15 protein-coding genes are annotated in these 23,104 nt (G+C 67.3%); 10 read left to right on the top strand and 5 right to left on the bottom strand.

Going from position 1 to position 23,104, the window contains the following annotated elements; all coding sequences use genetic code 11:
* Positions 1-187: 187 nt before the first annotated feature.
* The 6 genes from HT136_RS06310 (at position 188) to HT136_RS06285 (ending at position 7,446) form a co-directional block, all read left to right on the top strand.
* Positions 188-622, top strand: a complete 435-nt coding sequence (locus HT136_RS06310) for a DUF2147 domain-containing protein (protein ID WP_214198713.1) — start codon at positions 188-190, stop codon at positions 620-622.
* 52 nt (positions 623-674) lie between these two features.
* Positions 675-1,973, top strand: a complete 1,299-nt coding sequence (locus HT136_RS06305; protein WP_214198712.1) for an OmpP1/FadL family transporter — start codon at positions 675-677, stop codon at positions 1,971-1,973.
* The gene (locus tag HT136_RS06300; protein ID WP_425516881.1) at positions 1,973-3,697 is read left to right on the top strand and encodes a long-chain-fatty-acid--CoA ligase; all 1,725 of its coding nucleotides are present in this window, start codon (positions 1,973-1,975) and stop codon (positions 3,695-3,697) included. Before HT136_RS06305 ends, HT136_RS06300 begins: the two co-directional genes overlap by 1 nt.
* The gene (locus tag HT136_RS06295) at positions 3,694-4,134 is read left to right on the top strand and encodes a MerR family transcriptional regulator (RefSeq protein ID WP_246543401.1); all 441 of its coding nucleotides are present in this window, start codon (positions 3,694-3,696) and stop codon (positions 4,132-4,134) included. The genes HT136_RS06300 and HT136_RS06295 overlap by 4 nt, the downstream gene beginning before the upstream one ends.
* Positions 4,124-4,999, top strand: coding sequence for an acyl-CoA thioesterase (locus HT136_RS06290; protein WP_214198711.1), 876 nt, complete (start codon positions 4,124-4,126; stop codon positions 4,997-4,999). Before HT136_RS06295 ends, HT136_RS06290 begins: the two co-directional genes overlap by 11 nt.
* Before the next feature lie 104 nt (positions 5,000-5,103).
* Positions 5,104-7,446 carry a TonB-dependent receptor gene (locus HT136_RS06285; RefSeq protein ID WP_214198710.1) on the top strand — a complete coding sequence of 781 codons (2,343 nt, stop codon included), beginning with the start codon at positions 5,104-5,106 and terminating at the stop codon, positions 7,444-7,446.
* Here HT136_RS06285 and HT136_RS06280 read toward each other — a convergent pair.
* From HT136_RS06280 to HT136_RS06270, 3 genes are read right to left on the bottom strand one after another with little or no spacing between them, the layout of a single operon-like run.
* Positions 7,420-8,844: an efflux transporter outer membrane subunit gene (locus HT136_RS06280; protein ID WP_214198709.1), complete on the bottom strand. Its 1,425-nt coding sequence runs from the start codon at positions 8,842-8,844 to the stop codon at positions 7,420-7,422. The genes HT136_RS06285 and HT136_RS06280 overlap by 27 nt on opposite strands.
* Positions 8,844-12,098 carry an efflux RND transporter permease subunit gene (locus HT136_RS06275; RefSeq protein WP_246543400.1) on the bottom strand — a complete coding sequence of 1,085 codons (3,255 nt, stop codon included), beginning with the start codon at positions 12,096-12,098 and terminating at the stop codon, positions 8,844-8,846. Before HT136_RS06275 ends, HT136_RS06280 begins: the two co-directional genes overlap by 1 nt.
* A gap of 4 nt (positions 12,099-12,102) precedes the next feature.
* Positions 12,103-13,239, bottom strand: coding sequence for an efflux RND transporter periplasmic adaptor subunit (locus HT136_RS06270; RefSeq protein ID WP_214198708.1), 1,137 nt, complete (start codon positions 13,237-13,239; stop codon positions 12,103-12,105).
* A 163-nt stretch (positions 13,240-13,402) separates the two neighbouring features.
* Between HT136_RS06270 and HT136_RS06265 the strand changes: the two genes are divergently transcribed.
* The 3 genes from HT136_RS06265 (at position 13,403) to HT136_RS06255 (ending at position 16,880) form a co-directional block, all read left to right on the top strand.
* A complete protein-coding gene (locus tag HT136_RS06265; RefSeq protein WP_214198707.1) occupies positions 13,403-14,131 on the top strand; it encodes a response regulator transcription factor in 729 nt (242 codons plus the stop codon).
* The gene (locus tag HT136_RS06260) at positions 14,128-15,513 is read left to right on the top strand and encodes an ATP-binding protein (RefSeq protein WP_246543399.1); all 1,386 of its coding nucleotides are present in this window, start codon (positions 14,128-14,130) and stop codon (positions 15,511-15,513) included. The genes HT136_RS06265 and HT136_RS06260 overlap by 4 nt, the downstream gene beginning before the upstream one ends.
* Positions 15,514-15,665: 152 nt before the next feature.
* Complete coding sequence (locus HT136_RS06255) at positions 15,666-16,880, top strand: serine hydrolase domain-containing protein (RefSeq protein WP_214198706.1); 1,215 nt, start codon at positions 15,666-15,668, stop codon at positions 16,878-16,880.
* A 65-nt stretch (positions 16,881-16,945) separates the two neighbouring features.
* Here the strand turns inward: HT136_RS06255 and HT136_RS06250 are convergent, their stop codons facing one another.
* A complete protein-coding gene (locus tag HT136_RS06250) occupies positions 16,946-18,382 on the bottom strand; it encodes a carboxylesterase/lipase family protein (protein WP_214198705.1) in 1,437 nt (478 codons plus the stop codon).
* Between the two features lie 154 nt (positions 18,383-18,536).
* Here HT136_RS06250 and HT136_RS06245 point away from each other — a divergent pair, with 154 nt between their 5' ends.
* On the top strand, positions 18,537-19,727 hold the full coding sequence (locus tag HT136_RS06245) for an ROK family transcriptional regulator (protein WP_214198704.1): 1,191 nt from the start codon (positions 18,537-18,539) through the stop codon (positions 19,725-19,727).
* Between the two features lie 67 nt (positions 19,728-19,794).
* Here HT136_RS06245 and HT136_RS06240 read toward each other — a convergent pair whose 3' ends face one another.
* Complete coding sequence (locus HT136_RS06240; RefSeq protein ID WP_214198703.1) at positions 19,795-22,578, bottom strand: M14 family zinc carboxypeptidase; 2,784 nt, start codon at positions 22,576-22,578, stop codon at positions 19,795-19,797.
* Positions 22,579-23,104: the final 526 nt, after the last annotated feature.

Raw genomic sequence — 23,104 nt, 5'->3', positions numbered from 1 at the left:
ACTCGGGCGATCTCCACGTTCTCGTGAATCCGACGGTCGGGTGAACATCTTCCCTAAGGGTGCGATTCTTTCCCTATACGTCAAGCAATTTTTGCGCTATCGAATCTTCAACACGACAGCCCGTGCCCCGGTTCCCAACCCGGGACACGGGCTAGATCGTGAACATGAGAGGATGGAACGATTGCGCATGCACACCCGAAAATCCGCCATTTTTGTATCTGTGGTCGCCCTGGGCCTGTCCGCTCCGGCGCTGGCGGCCGCCCCTGATTCGGTCATCGGCACCTGGCGAACCCCCTCGAAGCACGGCACCGTCGAAATCTCGAGCTGCGGAGCCTCGATCTGCGGCCGCCTGACCAACTCGGACAACATTTCCAAGAACCCCGACCTTCGCGACGTCAACAACAAGGACGAGGCCAAGCGCGACCGCAAGCTGAAGGGCCTGCAGATCGTGGGCGGTTTCAAGCAGGACGGCGCCAAGTGGACCGGCGGGACCATCTATAATCCCGAAGATGGCGGCACCTACCAGGCCACCATCACCCCGGCTGGACCCGACAGCCTGAAGCTGAAGGGCTGCATCGTCTGGCCCTTGTGCAAGACGCAGACCTGGACCCGGATCAAGTGAGCCCGCTCGGGCGTTCTGAGGGAGCAAAAGAATTTTCATGGGAGAGAATATAATGAACACGAAGACCGGGCGGGTCGCCCTTTCCGGCGCGATCTCGCTTCTCGCGCTGGGTTTTGCCGGAGCAGCGCATGCCCAGGCATTCTACCTCCAGGAACAGTCCGTACGCGGACAGGGCCGTGCGTTCTCGGGTGAAGCAGCCGACACCGGGGTGGAATCGATCTGGTGGAACCCCGCCGCGATCGCCGGGACCCAAGGTGGCGAAGCCTCGATCCATGCCAGCGCGATCCTGCCGCGCGGCAAGGTCTCGGACAACGGCACTTATGTCGTGCGGCCGGGAACCACAGGCGAAGCGGTCGGCGGAGACAGCGTCGCCAAGAACCCGATCAACAACGGCGTGCTGCCCTCGGGCGCGATCGCCTATGGCTTCGGCAAAGTCTCGCTGGGCCTTGCGGTGAGCGCGCCCTACAATTTCACCACCGACTATTCCTCGACGAGCTGGGCACGCTACACCGCCGACAAGACCGAACTGCGCACGTTCGACATCCAGCCCACCGTCGCCGTCGAGCTGGCGCCGGGCATCAACGTGGGTGCCGGCCTCAACGTCGAGTACGCCAAGGCGGAACTGAGCAATTACCTGCCCAACCTCTCCTCGGCCCTGCCCGACGGCCACCAGCGCCTCAAGGGCGACGGCTGGGACATCGGCTGGTCGGTCGGCGCGCAGCTCCACCAGGGCCCGGTCTCGCTCGGCCTCACCTACAAGTCGGCGATCGAGCACAAGCTCAAGGGCACGCTCACCAACTCCGACCTGCTCGGCCCGCTCGCGAGCCAGAACTACACGCTCAGCACCCACGCCACGTTCAGCACGCCCTGGCAGGCGATCGGCTCGGTGCGCTACCGCGTGACCCCGGCAATGACGCTCAACTTCCAGGCGATCCGCTCGGGCTGGAGCGAGTTCGATTCGATCGACCTTGGTGATCCGGTCAACGTCTCGGTACCCGAAAACTACCGTGACGTGTGGAGCCTGGCTGGCGGCGTCGACTACGTGGTCGATCCCCGCCTGACCGTGCGCGCCGGCCTGCAGTGGGCGCAGACCCCCACGCGCGACGGCGAACGCGACGCGCGCGTGCCCGATTCCGACCGTCTCAACTTCTCGGCCGGCGCCAGCTACGCGGCGACAAAGAACCTGACCGTCGACTTCGCGGCCTCGTACATCTCGTTCGAGGACACCACGATCGACCGCACCACCGCCGCCTATGCCGGCACCGCGGTGCAGACGCCGATCCTGGTCAACGGCACTTTGACCGACGCTTCCGCCCTCGTCTTCTCGCTCGGTGCAAGGATGGCGTTCTAATGGGCGGCGCGGCGACGATCGGCGGCCTCGAAGGCCAGATGCAAACGCTCTCTTCCAACGGCGCAGCCTCCGGGCAGGCGGACGAGATGCCGCCGATCGCGCCGCGGTTGCTGACCGATCTGCTCGACCATGCCGTGAAGCGGCATGGCGAGTGGACGGCGATCGATTTCATGGGCCGGCGCTGGACCTACGCCGAGATCGGCGCGCTGGCCGACCGGGCGGCGCGCGGCCTGCAGGACCTGGGCGTCGTCAAGGGCACGAGGGTGGGCCTGTGCCTGCCCAATACGCCCTATTACGTGATCCTCTATTTCGCGATCCTGCGCGTGGGCGGCGTGGTGGTGAACTTCAACCCGCTCTACACCCAGCGCGAGATGGACCATCTTGTCGCGGATTCGGGCGCGGAGATCCTGGTCACCACCGACCTTCAGGTTTCGATGCCCAAGGTCGGCGAACTGCTCGGCAAGCACAAGCTTCGCCGCGCGATCGTCTGCTCCTTCGCCGATGCCCTGCCCGCGCTCAAGAAAGGCGCGTTCCTGCTGTTCAAGCGGCGCGACGTGATCCCCTTCCCCGAGCATGACTTGCGCTACGTCGCCTACGACGATCTCGTCGCGCGCGCCGTCGCCCCCGATCCGGTGGCGCGCGATCCCGATGACCTTGCCGTCCTGCAATACACCGGCGGCACCACCGGGGTGCCCAAGGGCGCGATGCTGAGCCACGCCAACCTCACCGCCAATTCGGCTCAGATGGTCACCCACGTGGGCCACATGCCCGAGACGCAGGAACGCACGCTCGGCGTCCTGCCGCTGTTCCACGTCTTCGCGTTGACGACGGTGCTCAACTACTCGATCGACACTGCGGCCGAGATGATCCTGCTGCCGCGCTTCGAGATGAAATCCTTCCTCAAGACCGCGTTGCGCACCAAGCCCACGCAGTTCTTCGGGGTGCCCACGCTCTACACCGCGCTCAACGGCCAGGAGACCCACGGCGCCTTCTCGAGCGTACGGGTGTGCATTTCGGGCGGCGCCCCACTCCCGCTCGAAGTGCGCCACACCTTCGAGCAGCGCACCGGGGTGCGCGTGGTCGAGGGTTACGGCCTGTCCGAAGCCAGCCCGATCATCACCTGCAATCCGCTCGAGGGGTTGGTGAAGGACAATTCCTGCGGCCCCGCCTTCCCCTGCACCCAGATCGAGATCCGCGATCCCAACGACCTCGACCGGATCTGCGCGATCGGCGAAAAGGGAGAAGTCTGCGCGCGCGGCCCACAGGTCATGCAGGGGTACTGGAACCGTCCCGAGGACAGCGCCAAGACGATGACCCACGGCGCGCTGCGCACCGGCGACATCGGCTATCTGGACGAGGACGGCTACCTGTTTCTGGTCGACCGCATCAAGGACGTGATCCTGTGCGGGGGCTACAACGTCTACCCGCGCATCATCGAGGAGGCGATCTACGAGCATCCGATGGTGACCGAAGCCGCCGTGATCGGCATTCCCCACCCCTATCGCGGCCAGGCACCCAAGGCCTTTGTTGCAGTGCACCCAGGTGATACACTCAGCGCAGAGGAATTGCTGGAATTCCTGCGCGGGAGGCTTAACAAGATCGAGATGCCGGCAACCATCGAATTTCGCGACGCCCTGCCCAAGACCCTGGTCGGAAAGCTCTCCAAGAAGGAACTCGTCGCCGAAGAGGACGCACGCCGCGCCTCCGAGGGCGGCGCCCAATGAACGCGGCCGAGCCGCTTGCCGCAAGTGATCCCGCGACCGACATGCTGGGCATCCAGGAAGCGGCGACCCTGCTGGGCGTGACCATGCGTACCTTGCGCTTCTACGAGGACAAGGACCTTATCGCGCCGCAGCGTGTGGGCACCACGCGCATCTATTCGCGCCGCGAGATCGGGCGCATGCAACTGATCCTGCGCGGCAAGCGGCTCGGCTTCACGATCCGCGAGATCAAGGAATTCCTCGACCTCTACGAAGTCGATCCCGAGCACTACGAGCAGATGCGCAAGCTCCACACCAAGGTCAGCGAACGCATATCGGACTTGCGCAAGCAGAAGCGGGCAATCGAACAGACGCTCGAGGAACTCCATTCGATCGTGCACCAGACCGAGGCCTGGCTCGAATCCGACCGGCGCGCGGCGGACGGCGGCCATGGACGCTGAGACCGACCGCGCCAGCGTGGCAGTGGCCGAACTGCGTGAACTGCTGTGCATCGAGAAGCTCGACACCGACCTCTACCGCGCCTGCGCCACCTCCACCCGGCCTGGCCGTGTGTTCGGCGGGCAGGTCATCGCGCAAGCCTTGCGCGCGGCCGCGCACAGCGTCGACGATACGCGCCCGGCCCATTCGCTCCACGCCTATTTCCTGCGCGCGGGCGACGTCACGCGTCCGATCATCTACCAGACCTTGCGCGATTTCGACGGCGGCAGCTTCACCAACCGGCGCGTGGTGGCGATGCAGGACGGACGGCCGATCCTCAATCTTGCCTGCTCGTTCCACATCGCCGAAGCCGGCTTCGAGCACGCCTCTTCGCCCCCGGACGTCGCAGGGCCCGACGAATGCCCCGACATGGCCAGCGTGCTTGCCGCGAGTGGCCAGGCAATGCCGCCCTTCCTCGCGCGCAAGCTTGACGCCTTCGACGTGCGCGTGGGCCGGGCCTCGCCTCGGGGCAAGGCCGGAACGCACACGCCCTCGCAGTACTTCTGGTTCAAGCTGGCCCGGCCGATGCAGGCCGATCCTGCGCTCCAGCGCGTGGTGCTTGCCTACGCCAGCGACTTTTCGCTGCTGCGCACCACCGCACTGCCGCACCCGGCCACCTTCTTCACCCCGCAACTCCAGGCCGCCAGCCTCGACCACGCGATGTGGTTCCACGCCGAACCCGACCTCGACGACTGGCTGCTCTACACCATGGACAGCCCCTGGGCCGGCCATGCGCGGGGCTTCGCGCGCGGCGCGCTGTTCGACCGTTCGGGACGGCTGGTCGCCAGCGCCGCGCAGGAAGGCATGATCCGCCCGGTCGACGCCTGAGCGGGCATGGATCTCGCGCGCGCATTGGCCCTAGGTCCTATTGCCGCCGCCCCCCTCACCCCTAGGTTCGTTCTCGAGAACAAACCCAGGGGGAGATCGAGGACATGCGCAGATGTTCCGCGGTCGCGCTCGCCAGCGCGGCGCTGATTGTCGCCGCTCCGGTCAGGGCCGAGGCGGAGCGCGAAACCGCGCCAACTTCCGTAGCTTCCACGCTGCCGCTTGCCGCCGCGCTCGGCCCGATCGTCGTGACCGCGCCCGGCGGGCGCAACGATCTCGACGACGCCCTGCAATTGGGCCGCGCCGAAATCGCGCGCGTGGGTACGCCTGACCTTACCGGCGCGCTTTCGCGCAGCGTTGCCGGGGTCAGCCTGCAGGACGCCCAGGGCAACCCCTGGCAACCCAACCTCGTCTACCGCGGCTTCACCGCCTCCCCGCTCCAGGGACAGGCGCAAGGCCTCGCGGTCTACCTCGACGGCGCACGCTTCAACCAGCCCTTCGGCGACACCGTGGGCTTCGACCTTATCCCCGATGCCGCCTTGCGCACGGTCACCCTCGCCGACCCCAGCCCGGCCTATGGTCTCAACGCGCTGGGGGGAACGATGCTGCTCGAGACCGCAACCGGACTGAGCGATCGCGGCATGGACGCAGCGCTTTCCTTCGGCTCCTACGGCGAACGCACCGTCAGCCTCGCCGGAGGCGCAAGCACCGGCGCCTTCAGCTATTTCGGCGCTTTCCAGTCGCGCCGCGAGAACGGCTGGCGCGACCATAGCCCGTCTGACCTTCGCAACGGCTACGCCGACCTCGGGCTCGACGGCGCCGAGGCGGGGCTCCACGTCAAGCTGATCGCCGCGGACACCGATCTGACCGGCAATGGCGTCGCCCCGGTCGAATTGCTCGCCGCGCGGCGCCGCTCGGTGTTCAGCTGGCCCGACAATTCGAAGAGCCACTACGGCCGCATCAGCCTCCATCCCTGGATCGCGCTGGGCGAAGGCACGCGGCTCGAGGCCAGCCTCTACCGCCAGCGCCTGCGCGTCGACACCACCAACGGCGACGTCGCCGACATCGCCGCCTGCGAGGATCTCCCCGGCCTGCTCTGCCTGGAGGACGCGAACGAAGACGCGAGCCCGCTCACCGATGCCGGCGGAGCGCAGATAGCCGCACGCTGGGGTAAAGATGGCTACGGCCTGCTCAACCGGGGCCGGGTCCACACCCGTTCGAACGGCGTGCTCGCGCAAGTGATCGACGAGCGGTCGCTGGGTGCAGGCACCAACCATCTCGCGCTAGGCGCGAGTTATGACGGCAGCACCAGCGACTTCGCCGCCGCGAGCAACCTCGGCCTCCTCACCGATGAGCGTAGCGTCGAGGACCTTGGCATCACGGTGGTGCAGGAGGACGACGCCATCGCCCCCGTACGGCTGACCGCGCGGACGCGCTACTGGGGCCTGTTCGTCACCGATGGCCTGCCGCTGACCGCCCGCCTGCGCGCCGAACTGGGCCTGCGCTACAATTACGCGCGCATCGAACTCGTCGACCGGATCGGCACCGCGCTCAACGGCACCCACACCTTCCGCAAGCTCAATCCCGGCCTCGAATTCGACTGGAAGGCCAGCGACGGGCTCGACCTTCGCGCCGGGTTCGCGCAAAGCAACCGCGCGCCCACGCCCGCCGAACTCTCCTGCGCCGACGCGAACGCCCCGTGCAGCCTTACCAATTTCTTCGTCGCCGACCCGCCGCTGAAACAGGTCGTCGCGCGCACCCTGGAGCTGGGCGCGAGCGGCCATGCGCGGCTTTCGGGTTGGACTCTTGACGCACTGGCAAGCGCGTATCGCACCACCAGCCGCGACGACATCCACTATGTCGCCTCGGCGATCCGGGGCCGCGCCTATTTCCGCAATCTGGGCGCGACCCGGCGCCAGGGCGTGGAACTGACGCTTAAGGCGGCGCGCCCGGGTTGGCAGGTCTCGGCCGGATACGCCTTGACCCAGGCCACCTACCGCAAGGCGATGACGGTCGCGAGCCCGGCGAACCCGGAGGCCGACGCGGACGGCACGATTGCGGTCGAACCGGGCGACCGGCTGCCCGGCATACCGCGCCATTCGGCCACACTCAGCCTCGAGCATGCGGGGGCGCTGGGTTCGCGCGCCTTCACACTGGGCGGCGACGTGATCGCGCGTTCGGGCCAGGTCCTCGTCGGCGACGAGGCGAACCTCACCCCCAAGCTGCCCGGCTACGTGCTGGTGCACTTGCGCGCCAGTCTCGAACTCGTTCCCGGGCTCGCGCTCTTCGGGCAGGTGCGCAATCTCTTCGATCGCGACCACGCGACCTTCGGGACCTTCAGCGAGGTCGACGAGATCGCGCTTGCCGAAGCCCCCGGCGCCAGCGACCCGAGGGCCTATGGCCCCGGGGCGCCGCGCCGCTGGTCACTGGGCCTGCGCGCCCGCTTCTGAGGCGGTGGTATCGGCGCCGCCCAGGCTGGGGTCGGCCCCGATCGCGCTGTAGAGCGTCACCCGGTTGGTGAGATCGGCGAGCACGGTCGCGATCTGCGTCTGCTGATCAGAGTAGAGTTCGCGCTGCGCGGTCAGCGCGTCGAGGTAGGTGCCGATCCCCGCGCGGTACTGCGCGTCGGAGAGCGTGTAGGCCTTGGCCGCGGCGGTCACCAGCCGGTCTTGCGCGCTGCGCTGCTCGGCGATCGTGCCGCGCCGTGCGAGCGCGTCGGCAACGTCCTTGAACGCGCCCTGCACGGTGTAGCGATAGCTTGCCAGGTAGTAGTCGCGCTGCGCCTTGGCGTATTCGAGGTTGCCCCTGGTCTCGCCGCCCAGCACCGGCATCGTGACCGAGCCCGAAGCCGCCTTGGTGAAGGCCCCACCGGTGAACAGGTCCGAAAGCGCGGTGCTGGCGAAGCCCAGCGTGCCGGTCAGCGAGATCGTCGGGAAGAACGCCGCGCGCGCCGCGCCGATCTCGGCATAAGTGCCCTTGAGGCTGTGCTCGGCCTCGACCACGTCGGGGCGCTGGAGCAGCACTCTCGAGGAAAGCCCGGCCGGCAACGTCGCGATCTGTCCGTCGAGTTCGGCGAGCGAGGCCGGCAGCAGCGCCTCGTCCACCGGCCCGCCGGTCAGCAGTTCAAGCGCGTTGCGGTCCTGCGCGACGAGCGTGGTCTGCGCGGCGACGTCCGAACGTGCCTGCTCCACCACCGTCTGCGCCGAGGCCAGCGTCGCGCCGTCGGCCAAGCCATGTTCGTAGAGGTCCTGATCGAGATCGAGGCTGTGCTGCGCACTTTTCTGCGTCTCCTGCGCCAGCTTCAGGAGGTCGCGGTCCGAGGCCAGCGTCACGTAGGCGGTGACCACGTTGGCGACCAGCGTCAGGCGCGCCGAGCGATAGCCGGATTCGGTCGAGAGGTAAGTCTCGAGCGACTGGCGGGCCTCGTTCTTCACGCGCCCGAACAGGTCGAGCTCGAAAGCCGAAACCCCGACGTTGGCGTCGTAGCTCTGGCTCGAGGCCGAATGCCCCGCCTTGCTGACCGCCGCGTCTCCGCCCAGCGCCAGCGTCGGCAGCTGGTAGGAACGCTCGACGTGGTACTGCGCGCGCGCCGAGGCGACGTTGGCGAGCGAGGCGGCGAGGTCCTGGTTGTGCGCCAGCGCATCCGCGATCACCTGCTGCAGGCGTGCATCGGCGAAGACCGTGCGCCAGGGCATCGCGACATCGCCCGCCTGCGCCGCCGGGTAGGCCGCCCCGGTCGGCCACTGCGGCGGCGCGGGGTTCTCGGGCGCCACGTACTTGGGCGCCATGTTGCACCCGGCAAGCGCCGTGGCGAGCGCGAGGGCGGCGAGGAACGTACGGCGGGGCATCAGGCTGGGTCCTTCGAATTGGGGGTATCGTCGGGCGCCGGGCCTTCGACGGCGGGGGCGCTGGTGTCCTCGCGGTGGAACAGCTTGGCGACGAGGACGAAAAACATCGGCACGTAGAAGATCGCCAGGAACGTCGCCGAGAGCATGCCGCCCAGGACGGCGGTGCCGATGGCGACGCGGCTCTGCGCGCCAGCACCGCTCGCCACCGCCAGCGGGAACACGCCGGCGATGAAGGCGATCGAGGTCATCAGGATCGGGCGCAGGCGGACCTTGGCGGCCTCCATCGCGGCGTGGACCATGTCTTTGCCTTCGCGATGCGCCATCTCGGCGAACTCGACGATGAGGATCGCGTTCTTGGCGGCGAGACCGATCGTGGTGAGCAGGCCGACCTGGAAGTAGATGTTGTTTTCCAGACCGCGCACCGTGACCGCCAGCACCGCCCCGATCACCCCGAGCGGGATCACCAGCATGACCGCGAGCGGCACCGACCAGCTCTCGTAGAGCGCGGCGAGGCTGAGGAACACCACCACGATCGAGAGGGCGTAGAGCAGGCCCTGCTGGCCGTTCGACTGGTTCTCCTGGTAGGACAGCCCGCTCCAGGCATAGCCGGTGCCCGGCGCCAGTTCCTGCTGCAGCGCCACCAGCTTCTTCATCACTTCGCCCGAGCTGTAGCCCGAGGCGGGCTGGCCCTGGATCTCGTACGAGGAGAAACCGTTGAAGCGGCTCACCGAGTTCGCGCCCGTCACCCACTTGGTGGTGGTGAACGAGGAGAACGGCACCATCAGCGAGGATCCGTCGGCGTTGGTCCCGCTCGTCGAGCGCACGAACCAGCGCTTGAGATCGTCGGGCAGCATGCGGCTGGGCGCATCGCCCTGCAGGTAGACCTTCTTGACGCGCCCCCGGTCGACGAAGTCGTTGACGTAAGTGCCGCCCCAGGCCGTGCTGAGCACGTCGGTGGCGTTGGCTTCGGTGAGGCCCATGGCGTTGAGCTTCTCGTCGTCGAAGTCGATCTGGAGTTGGGGCGTGTCGGGCAGCGTCGAGGCGCGCACTTGCGACATCGAGGGGTCCTGGTTCGCCGCCGCGATGATCTTGTCACGCAAGGCCTTGAACTTGGCTGCATCCAGGCCGCTGGTGTTGAGCAGTTCGAACGTGAAGCCGTTCGACTGGCCAAGGCCGCGGATCGAGGGCGGCACCATCGCGTAGACTTGCGCGTCGCGCACCTTGGAGAGGGCCATCGAGAGCCGCATGGCGACCGCCTGCGCGGTTTCGTCCGAACCCGAGCGCGCGTCGAAGGGCTTGAGCTGGGCAAAGCCCATGCCCGCATTCTGGCCGCTGCCGTTGAAGCTCTGACCCGCGACGCCGAAGATGCCATCGACGTCCTTGGCCTCGCTCTTGGCAAGGTAGTCGACCACGCTCGTGCGCACCTTCTCGGTGCGTTCGAGCGTCGAACCCGCGGGAAGCTGGTACATGACCATGACCTCGCCCTGGTCCTCGACCGGAAGGAAGCCGGTGGGCAAGCGCATGAAGAGCACCGCCATGACGCCGCAGATCGCCGCGAAGACCACCATGTGCAGGCCCCGCCGGGTGATGACCGAGCTGGTCGCGCGCAAGTAGCGCTCGGAAAGCTTCTCGAAGCCCTTGTCGAAGCCGATGAAGAAGCGCGTGGCGTAGAGCCGGGCGCGCCCGGTGAGGCCACGGTATTCGGGCTCCGACCCGCTCGGCATCGGCTGGTCGGCGCTGATCCTGTCGGTGGGCTTGAGCAGGGTGGCGCACAGCGCGGGAGACAGGATCAGCGCGGTCAGCACGGAGAGCACCATGGCCGAGACGATCGTGACCGAGAACTGGCGGTAGATCACGCCGGTCGAGCCGCCGAAGAAAGCCATCGGCAGCAGCACCGCCGAAAGCACGATGGCGATGCCGACCAGCGCCGAGCCGATCTCGCCCATCGACTTGATCGTCGCCTCGCGCGGCGAAAGGTGCTCCTCGTGCATCAGGCGCTCGACGTTCTCGACGACGACAATCGCGTCGTCGACAAGGAGGCCGATGGCCAGCACCATGCCGAACAGCGTCAAGGTGTTGATCGAATAGTCGAAGGCCAGGAGCAGTCCGAATGTGCCCAGCAGCACGACGGGCACCGCGAGCGCAGGCACGATCGTCGCGCGCCAGCTTTGCAGGAATACGTACATGACGAGGATCACGAGGATGATCGCGACGAACAGCGTCTCGGCCACTTCGTGCACCGAAAGCTTGACGAAAGTGCTCGAATCCTTGGGGTAGACGATCTTGTAGCCGGCCGGCAGGTCGCTCGAGAGTTCGGCGACGCGGGCCTTGACCGCCTCGGCGGTCTTGAGCGCGTCCGCGCCCGAGGCCAGCTCGATGCCCACGCCCGAGCCCGGGTGCTTCCCGTACTTGGCGACGGCGGTGTAGGATTCCTGGCCCAGTTCGACCGTCGCCACGTCCGAGAGGTGCACCACCGAGCCGTCGGTCTGGGTCTTGACCACGATGTGGCGAAATTGCTCGGGCGTCTGCAGGCGCGACTTGGCCTTGACCACCGCGTTGAGCTGCTGGCCCTTGACCACCGGCTGCGCGCCGATCTGGCCCGCCGAAAGGTCGACGTTCTGCGCGCTGATCGCGCTCTCGACGTCGGACGGCATGAGCTGCAGGGCAGCAAGCTTCGCCGGGTCGAGCCAGATGCGCATCGCGTACTGCGCGCCGAAGACCTGCACGTTGCCGACACCGCTGACGCGCGCGAGCTGGTCCTGGAAGTGGCTGACGAGGTAGTCCGAAACGTCCGAGGACGTGGCCTTGTCGCTGCTGTCGTAGAGCCCCACGATCATCAGAATCTCGGAGTTCGACTTGGTGACGGTGAGGCCCTGCTCCTGCACCGCGCTGGGCAGGCGCGAATTGGCCTGCTGCACCTTGTTCTGGACCTGGACCTGCGCCACGTCGGGGTCGGTGCCCTTGGCAAACGTGACCGAGACCGACGCCTTGCCCGAGCTGTCCGAGGTGGACGAGAAGTAGAGCATGTTGTCGATGCCGGTGAGCTGCTGCTCGATGACCTGCGTCACGCTCGATTCGAGCGTGGCGGCCGAGGCCCCGGGATATGTGGCGGAAATGGTGACAGTCGGCGGGGCGACGTCGGGATACTGCGCGATCGGCAGGTTCATGATGGCCGCGCCGCCCGCCATCATCACGACGATGGCAAGGACATAGGCGAAGATCGGCCTGTCGACGAAGAAACGGCTGATGTTCATGGGATCAGTTGTCCAGCTTCACTTCGGTGGCCTTGACGCTGGCCCCGGCGCTCACCTTGTCGGTGCCCTCCACGACGACGCGCTCGCCCGCCTTGAGACCCGAGGTGACCAGCCACTTGTCGCCGATCGCCTGCGCGGCGTTGACGGTGCGGCTCTCGACCTTGTTGTCCTTGCCGACCACCAGCACGACCGCGTTGCCCTTGTCGTCGCGGCTGACCGCCTGCTGCGGGACCAGCAACCCGTTGGGCATGGTGCCCTGCGGGGTCTTCACGCGCACGAACATGCCGGGAAGCAGGAGATTGTCGGGATTGGGGAAGCGCGCGCGGATCGTCACCGTGCCCGCTTCGGGATCGACGCTCACCTCGCTGAATTCGACGGTGCCGGCCTGGGGGTATTCGGTGCCGTCTTCCAGCTCCAGCTTGACGCTGGCGCTGGTCGGCAGGAGATCGCCCTTGGCCAGCGCCTTGCGCAGGCGCAGGAGGTCGGCCGAGGACTGGGTGATGTCGACGTAGACCGGGTCGAGTTGCTGGATCGTCGCCAGCGCATCGTCCTGGCTGGCCGAGACCAACGCGCCCTTGGTGTAGGCGGAGCGCCCGATGCGCCCGGTGATCGGCGCGTAGACCTTGGTGAAGCCCAGGTTCACTTGCGCGGTGCGGGTCGCCGCCTCGTACTGGTGGACGCTGGCCAGCGCCGCGCGGGCACTGGCCTTGATGTCGTCGCGGTCCTGCGCGCTCACCGCGTCGGAATCGCCCAGCGCCGCGTAGCGCTTGGCCTTGGCCTGTGCCGTCGCAAGATCGGCCTTCGCGCTCTCGAGCTGCGCACGCGCGGTGTCGAGGTCGGCGCTGTAGAGGCGCGGATCGATCTGGTAGAGCGCCTGGCCCTGCTTCACGATCGAGCCTTCCTGGAACAGCCGCGCCATGATGATCCCGGCGACCTGGGGGCGCACTTCGGCGACGGCGGTCGCGGCCACGCGGCCGGTCAGTTCGGAGGTGAGCGTCACCGGCTCGCTCCTGAGCGTGACGACACCGACCTCGGGGGTCTGCTGCGCGCGTTGCTGGGTCTGCTGCCCGCATCCGGCAAGCGAGACCGTCACCAGGCAAAGGGCGGTGGCAGCGGCAAGATTTCGGTAGGTGGAACGCACCCGGGACACTCCTGTACGAATTCGCGATTTGGGGCGCTAAGTGTGCGGTGCAGCATTGTTCGGCAAGGAACGGGAGGTATCGTCAAGTTGCCCGGGGTTGCGGAATGTTTCATCGTGTAACAATGGGCAGACTTGCAGCCAGAGCGAACCTATGCCGCACATCATGAGCACGAACCCTGAGCATCCCTGGCGGCAGGTCGTCGTCGTCGAGGACGATGCCGACATTCGCGAACTCATCACCGCACAGCTCAACCGCGAGCGCTTGCGGATCACCGCCGTGGGCAGCGTTGCGGCGCTGCGCGAGACGCTCGACACGCTCGATGCGGACCTCGTCATCCTCGACCTCAACTTGCCCGACGGCGACGGCGTGGAAGTGTGCAAGTCGCTGCGCGCGGAAGGCTTTCAGGGCGCGATCATGATGGTGACCGCGCGCAATTCCGCGCTCGACCGCGTGCTCGGGCTCGAACTGGGGGCCGACGACTACCTCGCCAAGCCCTTCGAGCCGCGCGAGCTGCTGGCGCGCGTGCGCAATCTCCTGCGCCGCTCGCGCCTGATCGACGGAGGCATCCCGCGCGCCGCGCGCTTTGCCCGCTTCGGCCCCTGGCGGCTCGACCTCAACCACCGCCGCCTCGTCACCGACGACGAACGCCTGGTCATGCTGTCCTCGGCCGAATACCGCCTGCTCTCGCAGTTCCTCGACGCCGCCAACCGCGTTCTCTCACGCGAGGAGCTGGCCCCCGAGCGCAGCGCGACGGTCGCCTACGACCGGACCATCGACATCCGTGTCAGCCGCCTGCGCCAGAAGCTGGCCGGCGTGCCGGGAGGCGAGGACCTGATCCTGACCGTGCGCAACGAGGGCTACATCCTGCCCGGTCCGGTGGAATTCGAATGAAGCAGAGCCCGGGCCGCCCCCCCATGCAGCGCCTTTCCGCCCGGGTTTCCGCCATCGCCGGCTCGCTCGCCGGTCGTCTGGCCGTCCTGCTCGCAATCGGCATGGCGGTCTCCGCACTCATCGCGCTGCTCGCCATGGACACACTGCGCGAACACCAGTTCCACGACATCCAGAAGGAGCAGGCCGCCAAGAGCGTGGTCGACATACTCGGACGCCTTCACCGCGACCCACGCGAGCTAGAACGCCAGCTCACGGACCACGGCATTCTCGGCGCCCACGCGACCCCCGCCAACTGGACGATGACCCAGCCCGACCCCGCGCTCGGCAGCTTCGTCCAGGCGCGTCTCGACACAGGCCGCCACGTCGCGATCCGGCGCATGCCGTCACGCATCTGCTTCCAGGATGCGTTCGGGCACGACACCGCGGCGGGCATGTCGCGCGCCTCGTTTCCCGACTGCTGGTTCGTCGAGGCCACCGGCGCGAACGGTCTCAAACACCGTTTCGCCATAGACCTCCTGCCCGAGCGTCCGGTCGGCGTCCTGTTCGGCCCGCCCTATCTCGAACTCATCGTACTGGCCGGCGCCCTGCTCGGCATCTTCGCCGCGCGCGTCGCCACCGCGCCCCTGCGCCGGATGGAGCGGGCCGCGCGCACCTTCTCGCTGGTCGCCGACATCGAGCCGATCCCCGTCACCGGCCCCAGCGAAGTCCGGGCCGCGCTCGAAACCTTCAACATCATGCAGAGCCGGGTGCGCGAGGCGCTGCGCGAGCGCACGCAGATCCTTGCCTCGATCACCCACGACCTGCAGACCCCGCTGACCCGCCTGCGCCTGCGGCTCGAGCAGGTCGAGCCCGAGGCCTTGCGCGAAAGGCTGATCGACGATCTTTCGGCCACCTTGCGCATGGTGCGCGAGGGTCTCGACCTCGCCAGTTCCAGCGAATCGCGCGAGCCCTGGTCGGTGATCGATGTCGATTCGATTCTCTCCAGCCTTGCCGAAGACGCCGAAGAGCTGGGTCGCGATGTGCGCTTTACCCGGGGTTGCCAGGCCCTCGCCCGGGTCAAGCCGGTGGCGCTCTCGCGGTGCCTGGGCAACCTTGCCGACAACGCGATCAAGTATGCCGGCGCCGCCGAGCTGAGCTGCTTTCGCGAGGGAGAGGACCTCGTCATCGCGGTCGAGGATCGGGGCCCGGGCATGACCGCCGAGGAAATCGAGGTCGCCCTCCAGCCGTTCAGTCGCCTCTCGCGCAGTTCGGGTGGTACCGGCATCGGCCTGTGCATCGCGCGTGCGCAGACCGAGACCTTCGGTGCGCGCCTCGTCATCACGCCGCGTGCCGGCGGCGGCCTCAGCGCCCAGGTGCGCCTGCCGGGCACCCTCGTCGCCTGAACGGGCGCGCGCCTCGTGTTCGCCACGCGAGCGCGGTGCAGGACCAGGCTGTTTCCGTCCGTCCCTCCCGATAGGGTCGCACCCGCCTCCGGCATGGCGGCATCCCGGTGAGGCCGGCAAGGACCTTGCCGCCGGAGCGAGACAGGAACGGCATGAACTTGCGCATCGTCCATCGAACGCCCCGCGACCGGCCACGCGCCAAGCCGCGTCTGCGCGCCCTGGCACCGATACTCGCGCTCGGCCTCGCCAGCGCAGCGCATGGGCAGGCCGCGACCGAAATCGAAGCTTCCCTGCCCCCGCCCGATGCCGCGCGGCGCGTGACCGGCTATCCCACGCTCGTCGGCCTGACGGGCGCCACCACGTCCGCCGGACTGCCGATTGTGGATGCCGCCGCGCGCCAGGAAGCCTCGCAGCATTTCTGCGCCGCGATCGCCTATGCCGCAAAGACCGGTTCGGACAGCCTGCTCGTCTGGCATCGCGACCACCTCGAGCTGGCGCACGATTTCCCGCCCCACGATGCGCGTTCGCGCAGCTGGTCGGCCTCGATGGCCAAGACCGTGGTCGCCCTGGCGCTGGGCGTCGCGATTGCCGAGGGCAAGATCGCCTCGGTCGACACGCCGGTCGCGCAAGTCCTCACCGAATGGCGCGACAGCGCACACCGTGCGATCACCTTTCGCGATCTGCTCGAAATGACCAGCGGCCTCGACCACGGCGCGCCGACCGGCGGCGGCGGAGCGGCGCTGATGGGCGGGAACGACGCCGTCGCCAATGCGCTCGCCCTGGCCGCGACGACGCCCGCAGGGCAGGAATTCGACTACTACACACTCAACGTCACGCTGCTGATCGAGGCCATCCAGCGCGCGACCGGCGAGCCTTTCGCGCGCTTCGTCTCGCAGCGTCTGTGGCAGCCGCTCGGCGCAGGCGACGCCTTCTTCGCGGGCGACGACAAGGGCCACGCCACCCCCTCGATCTACGCCACCGCGCGCGACTGGCTGCGCATCGGCGTGCTGATCAAGGACCGGGGCGAATGGCAGGGCAAGCGCCTCGTCCCCGCCGCGTGGATCGACGCGATGACCACGCCAAGTCCGCGCAATCCCAACTACGGCTGGCTTGTCTGGCTCGGCTCGCCGCCCGGGACCACGCGCTCCTACGGACCCCACGTCGCCTTCGCAGCGCACCATTCGCAGCCATTCCTCGCGCCCGACATGATCTACCTCGACGGCTTTGGCGGTGAACGTGTCTACATCGCGCGCAGCGCCGACCTCGTGATCGTGCGCACGGGCGCGATGGACGTCGACTGGGACGATGCCCTCATCCCCAACGCCATCGTGGCCGCCGAGCGCGGCGCACCCGGCACCTGCCCATAGAGATCACCTGAGCAGTGGTGAATGCCTGAGGGGCGGACCGCTGGGTCCGCCCCTCCCTTTTTTGCTCAGCGCGACGCCTGCTTCGCCGCCGCCGCGTCGATCTCCGCACCCCAGGGGTCCTTGAGCGCGAGCACCTTGCCGGTCTCGGTGAAGTCCACCAGCGTATCACTGGCCTTCGCATAGCGCGGCCAGGTGGGCAGGCCCTTGCCGTTGGGATCGCCCGTGCGGGTGAAGTTGACGAGATAGCCGCTCATCGCCTTGCCCATCGCGAGGTCACGCTTGCTGGTTTCCTCGCCGTACTTGATCGCGGTGGTATCGAAGAAGAAGGGAATGTCGGTCGCGTGCTGTGCGCCCGGCTTGCCCACCGAATCCGCGACGTAGGAGAAGCGGTATTCGTAGACCGGGACGCCCTGCCCGGCGACGACGCCCGCCACCTGGCGCGCGCCCGCGACCATGAAGCCGGTCTTGCCCCCCATGTCCGCGCTGGTCGCGCCGATCATCAACGGGACTTTGGCGAAATCGCCCGCCTTGAACGCGGAAAGCGCGTCCACCGCGATGCGTCCATCGGGGAACGGTCCCGAAAACGTGCGCTCGCCCGGCGTAAACAGTGCCATCATGTTGAGCCCGTCGGTGACCTGCTCGGCGCTCAGCGCGCGCAGCTTGGCCAGCGCCGCGGGATCGTCGGGGGCGATGCCCTTGCTCTTGGCAAAGGCGATACCGACTTGCTCGCTCGTCGTCAGCGTGGCCGGGCCCATCCCCGAACCGTTGCCACCCGACATCACCACCGCGCGGGCAAACAGCCCTTGCGAAAGCGGCGAGGTCAGCAGCGTGTTGACCGACATGCCGCCGGCGGATTCGCCCGCGATCGTCACCTGCGCGGGGTCGCCCCCGAAGGCGGCGATATTGGCCTTCACCCATTTGAGCGCCGCGATCTGGTCGAGATAGCCGTAGTTGCCGAGCAAGCCCTCGTCCTCGTCGGCCTTCGTCAGCGCAGGGTGCGCGAACGTGCCGAAGCGTCCGACGCGGTAGTTGAAGCTGACCACCATGATGCCCTGCTTGGCCAGGTTTGCGCCCGAATAGGTCGGCGGCGAGGCGCCGCCGTTGACGAAGCCGCCGCCGTAGATCCACACCAGGACCGGCAGCGGCCCCTTGGCCCCGGCCGGCTTCCACACGTTGAGATAGAGGCAGTCCTCGGCCGGCGGCGTGCCGAGCGGTGCGGCGTCGCTGGGAAAAGGCACCTGCATGCAGTCGTGGCCATATTGCGAGGCATCGCGCACCCCGCTCCAGGGCGTGGCCGGCTGCGGCGCGCGCCAGCGCAAGTCGCCGATCGGCGCGGCCGCGAAGGGAATGCCCTTCCAGGCCAGTACGCCGTCCGCCTGCGTGCCCTCCAGGCGCCCATCGGCGACCGTGACCTGCGCCCCCGTCCCTTGCGCGCAGGCGGCATTGGAAAGCGCCAGCGATGCCATCACGGCCATCGCGGCAATCGAACTACGACGAAGCATACCTCAATCCCCAGCTTGTTCAGTGCACTGTCTCAATTTTTAATTCATGGCATGAAAATTATTGCGGGGCAAGCGCTGCTCAGGATTGTCGCGTTCGGGCAAACATGCCAGAACGAAATTCGTCCCACAATCGCGAAGCCGGATACCTGCCCACTTGAGCCCCCAACCGTTCAACAGTCGCTTCCACGTCATCAACAGCGTTCGCAGGGCCGGTACGATCTCGCGCGTGGAACTGGTGGAGACGACCGGCCTCTCGGCGGGGTCGATCTCCAACATCACCCGCGAACTCGTCGACCACGGCATCCTCCAGGAGGTCCGCGAAGCGACCGAAGGACGCGGTCGCCCCCGCATGGCGCTGTCGATCAACGCCCAGGCCGCGACGCTGGCCGGCATGCTGCTGCGCCCGAACGGGGTGGTCGACGTGCAGATCACCAACCTTTTGGGCGAGGCACTGCACACCGAACACTACCCCCTAGCCTCGGCCCTTGAAGGCGAAGCGCTCGCCGACGCGCTGGCCGACTGCCTTCGCCGGGCCGTCGCGGCCACCAACTGGAACCTCGCGCGCCCCTGCGCGGCCGGGATCGGCATGTTCGGTACAGTCGCCTCGGCCGCGGGAATTCTGCACTGGCTGCCCCCCGGCCGCCCCCATCCGGTCCCGCTCCAGGCCATGCTCGAAAGCCGCCTCGCCATCCCGGTGTTCATCGACAACGACGCGAACCTGATCGCGCGCAGCGAATGCTGGCGCGTACCCGAGGAAGCGATCGGGAAGCGCCATTTCATCCAGATCGGCCTCGGGATCGGTCTTTCCAACACCTGGGAAGGCACCATCCAGAACGGCGGGCGGGGCATCAATCCCGAGTTCGGGCACGTCAAGTCGAGCATCGCCGCCGGGCTCGATTGCCCCTGTGGCGGCACGGGGTGCCTGTGCCTGGTCGCCTCGCTGTGGGGGATCGTGTCGCGCGACGCGGACAGCGTGCACGAGCCGGTCACCGGCCATGCCGACATCCTCGGGCGGTTCGAGGCCCTTGCCGCGCGTGCGCGGAAGGGCGACGGCGCAGCCACCGCGCTGTTCGAACAGGCGGGCACCGCACTGGGCCTGGCGCTCGCCAACATGGCCAATATCTCGAACCCCGACGGTGCGACCGTGATCGTCGAGCACGAGGCCTGGATCGAGCTGTCAGGGCCCGCCTTCCACGCCGCACTCACGGCCAACCTGCTGCCCTTCCTGGGTGCGGATTTCCCCGTGGCCGTGCGCTGCGATGATCTGGAGCTCCACCCTCTCGGCGCAATCGCGATGGTGCAGGAGCGCCTGTTCCAGCGCGACCCGCTTCCCGACTGGAGCTGACCGGCCCCGCGGCGGCGCTGCTGCGACGCGGGTGCTGCGCGCAGGACCGTCATGCCCCACCCCCGCACTATTGCTGCGCGGCGGGCACTTCGGGCGGCGCGGGCGGCGCCTCGTCGGTCATGCCCAGCTCCTTCCAATTGAGCACCGCGTTGTAGAGCATGCGGAACTCGCCCCAGTTCTGCCAGCGCCAGATCGGATTGGTGGCGAACATCAGCACGCGGCCCTCGCCCACCGGCGCGTTGATGATCGCCGGGCTGTCCTTGAGCTTGTCGCCGTCGCGGATGAAGCCGCTGAGCACACTGTCCTTGCCCCCGCCGGGGAAGCGCATCAGGACTTCGCCCTTGAGCCGCTCGGGCACGTAGTAGGTTGTGTCCTGGGCCCAGCGCACCGGCATCACACCGTCCTTCAGGTCGCCCCCATAGCCATAGAAGACGGGGCTTTCGGGCTTGACCACTTTGGCCTTCACGATCGGCCCCGGCGCGTAGAAGCCCTTGGCCGGCTCCTTGCTGCCGATCTCGCTCAGGAACCCGTAGTCGACGGGTACCTCGCTCGCGCGCCCGGTGGTGATGAGCGTGCCGCCCGCATCGACGAACTTCTTGAGCTCGGCAAGGCCTTCAAGGCCCATGCCGCCGCGGATGTCGGGCGAGGAGCCGTAATCACCCAGGAAGCGGTACTGGTCGGTCTTGGTGTAGGGCAGCGGCTTTCCGGTCTTGGGAATGTCGAAGACGATGTCCTTCGCCGACTTTGCCTGTTGGGGCAGGATGATCACGTCGAAATCAGCCTTGAGGTTGCCCTGCCGCACCCGCTCCTTGAACACGAGGTCGTAGTCCACACCCTGCTTGTCGAGCGCGTAGCGCAGCCAGCCCACGTCCTGCGTCGCGCCCCAGGTGCTGAACACGCCAAGGCGGGGCAGCGCGCTGGCGTGGACTTTGGCCTTGCCCGGATCGCTGACCCCCACCGCCGTGAGCGCGAGGCTCTCGACCAGCGGCTTCAGCGTCGCGTAAGCGCTGCCCGGCACCAGGAACGAGCCCGCCGGGACCGTGGTCCCGCCCGCCTTGAACGGCGCCTCGACGATGGTGATGCCCTCGATACCCGCCAGCTTGTAGCGCAAGCTGGCCATGTTCACCGAACCCTCGTCGAGCACGGCATAGGCCTTTGCGCCCGATCCGGAGATCGCGCCTGCCGGCGTATAGCTCTCGATCCTGGTGGTGGGCACGTCCAGAAGAGCCTTGTCGGCGCTCTCGACGATGTTCGCGTGCGCCATCAGGCCCATCGTCCAGGCCGCATCGTCATACGTGCCCAGCTTCTCGTCAGGGTAGTTGTCCTGCTTGCGCAGCAGGATCTTGGCGAGACGCCCATAGGGCTGGTCGAGCTTCACGACGAGCGAACCGGCCGGATAGGTCCCTTCCTTCAGTTTCACCGCCTGTTTCGCGGCGCCGATCTCGATGCCCTGCAGTTGCAGGATGTCGGTCACGAACTTGACGCGCGAAGGATCGGCCTGCCCCGCCGGGATGACAAAGCCGTAGGGTGCCTCGTTCGTGCCCTTGGACACCGCGTCCGCGCTTTTTTTGTAGAAGTTCTCGAGGATCACCCGGGGGAAGCGCGAGGTCATGTCGAGCGCGGAGATGATCGCGCTTTCCATGTAGTTGGTGTTGTTGCGCATCGACCACATCACCTCCTTGTAGGGAGGATTGGGGCGGTACCATTCGCGCGAGGTCTGGTCGCGTCCGAGACCCGAGGCCGGATCGGGGGCGACGTGGCGGAACATCGTCGTTGCGCCCGCATTGCCGAAGGTCTCGTACATGCGCAGCATGCCGTTGTGGTTCGAGGACATGAAGGCCAGGTATCCCGGCGTCCAGGCGTCGACGTAGCCGTGGGTCCAGACGCCCGGCATCCCGTACTTGGTCAGCTGCGCCATCTCGAAGTTGGAGAACCACGGCAGTTCGGCGAAGAGCAGCGGATCGAGGTCCGGGTTCTGCGGCGCCATGCCCGAATAGGTGTAGAGGAAGGGCACCGATTCGTGCAGTTCATGCATGATCGGCGGGTGCCAGTGCAGGTACCACTTCATCAGTTCCTGCGCGCTGGTGTCGGACAGGTTAATGTCGCGATTGTTGTCATGGTAGATGTACTTGCCCCAGTAGGGCGGGCCACCCGGCTTGGTCTGGTCGTCGCGCTCGTCGACGAGGTTGCGGTAGTACCAGTCGACGTAGCGATCACGCCCATCGGCCTCGAGCACCGGACTGAGCGAGACGATCACGTTGTCGCGGATGCGCTGGAAGGTCTCGCCCTCGTCGGCAAGAAGGCGATAGGCCAGCTCCATCAGCATCTCGGGCGGTCCGGTCTCGGCGCTGTGGAGCCCTGCCGAGATATGGTAGATCGGCGTGGTCCCGGCGATCAGCGAGGCGGCATTTTCGGCCGAAAGCCCGCGCGGGTCGGCCAGCTTCGCCAGGTTTTCCCGGTTCGCTTCGAGCCCGGCCATGTTCTTCGCCGACGAGATCATCACGATCACGTTCTCGCGGCCTTCCTCGGTCTTGCCGATCTCGACGATCTTGACCCGGTCGGGCGCGGCGGCGGCCAGCGCGCGGTAATAGCCTACGATCTGCTCGTAATAATGCAGCGTGTCGGGCGCGCCGATGTGCTTGCCCAGGACCTGCTTGGGCGAGGGGATCGTGCTCGAGACCGGCAGATGGTCGACGAGCGGGCTCATGAACTCGGGCTTGGTCGTCCAGGACTTGACGGCGGCGGCGTACTCGCCGTCCATGGGCTGCGCGCCACCTGGTTGCGCCTGCACGCGTGCTGCCGTGCACAACAGCAGGGCGCACAGCGCCCCGACCTGTTTCCTGCTGATCATGAAGCCTCCTGTCTGGAGCAGCACGCGACCGCCGCCCCGCGTGGATGCGGGGCACGAACCCCTTGTCCGGTCCGACTGCCCAATTGCCCCATCCTTCCGGCTCGAGGGCCGACGCGCAACCATTTTTGTTCCGCTTTCTCGCATCTTGGAGGCTGCGCTCGGCGCATCGCCCGCAAAATCGGAACGAATTCGGCCCGGACCGGCCATTTCGTGAGACGATTTGGCAATTTTCGCAAATTTATTGCGCATATTCTCACCAATCGGATTTTTAAGCACGACATTGCCCGGGATATACAGAATATCCTGTTGACGCTCGGGACGAACCGATCCACGGTCGGTTGCGAAAAAAGACATGCATGAGGGTCCGGTTACCGGCGCAGCGGGGGCAAATCCGCGCTCGGGACGAGCACCGAAAATGGGAAGGAGCAGGCGCGTGGAAGGCGACGGCGCAGCCGTGCGCTGCGGCAAGGTTCTCGCGCGTGCACCATACGAAGTGCGGGCGACGAAGTTCAGGGGGTAATACGTG

It is taken from the genome of Novosphingobium profundi (assembly GCF_018491765.1).
Lineage (GTDB): Bacteria > Pseudomonadota > Alphaproteobacteria > Sphingomonadales > Sphingomonadaceae > Novosphingobium > Novosphingobium profundi.
The sequence above is the reverse complement of the archived record's forward strand: the minus strand, read 5'-3'. Positions and strand labels throughout refer to the sequence as shown.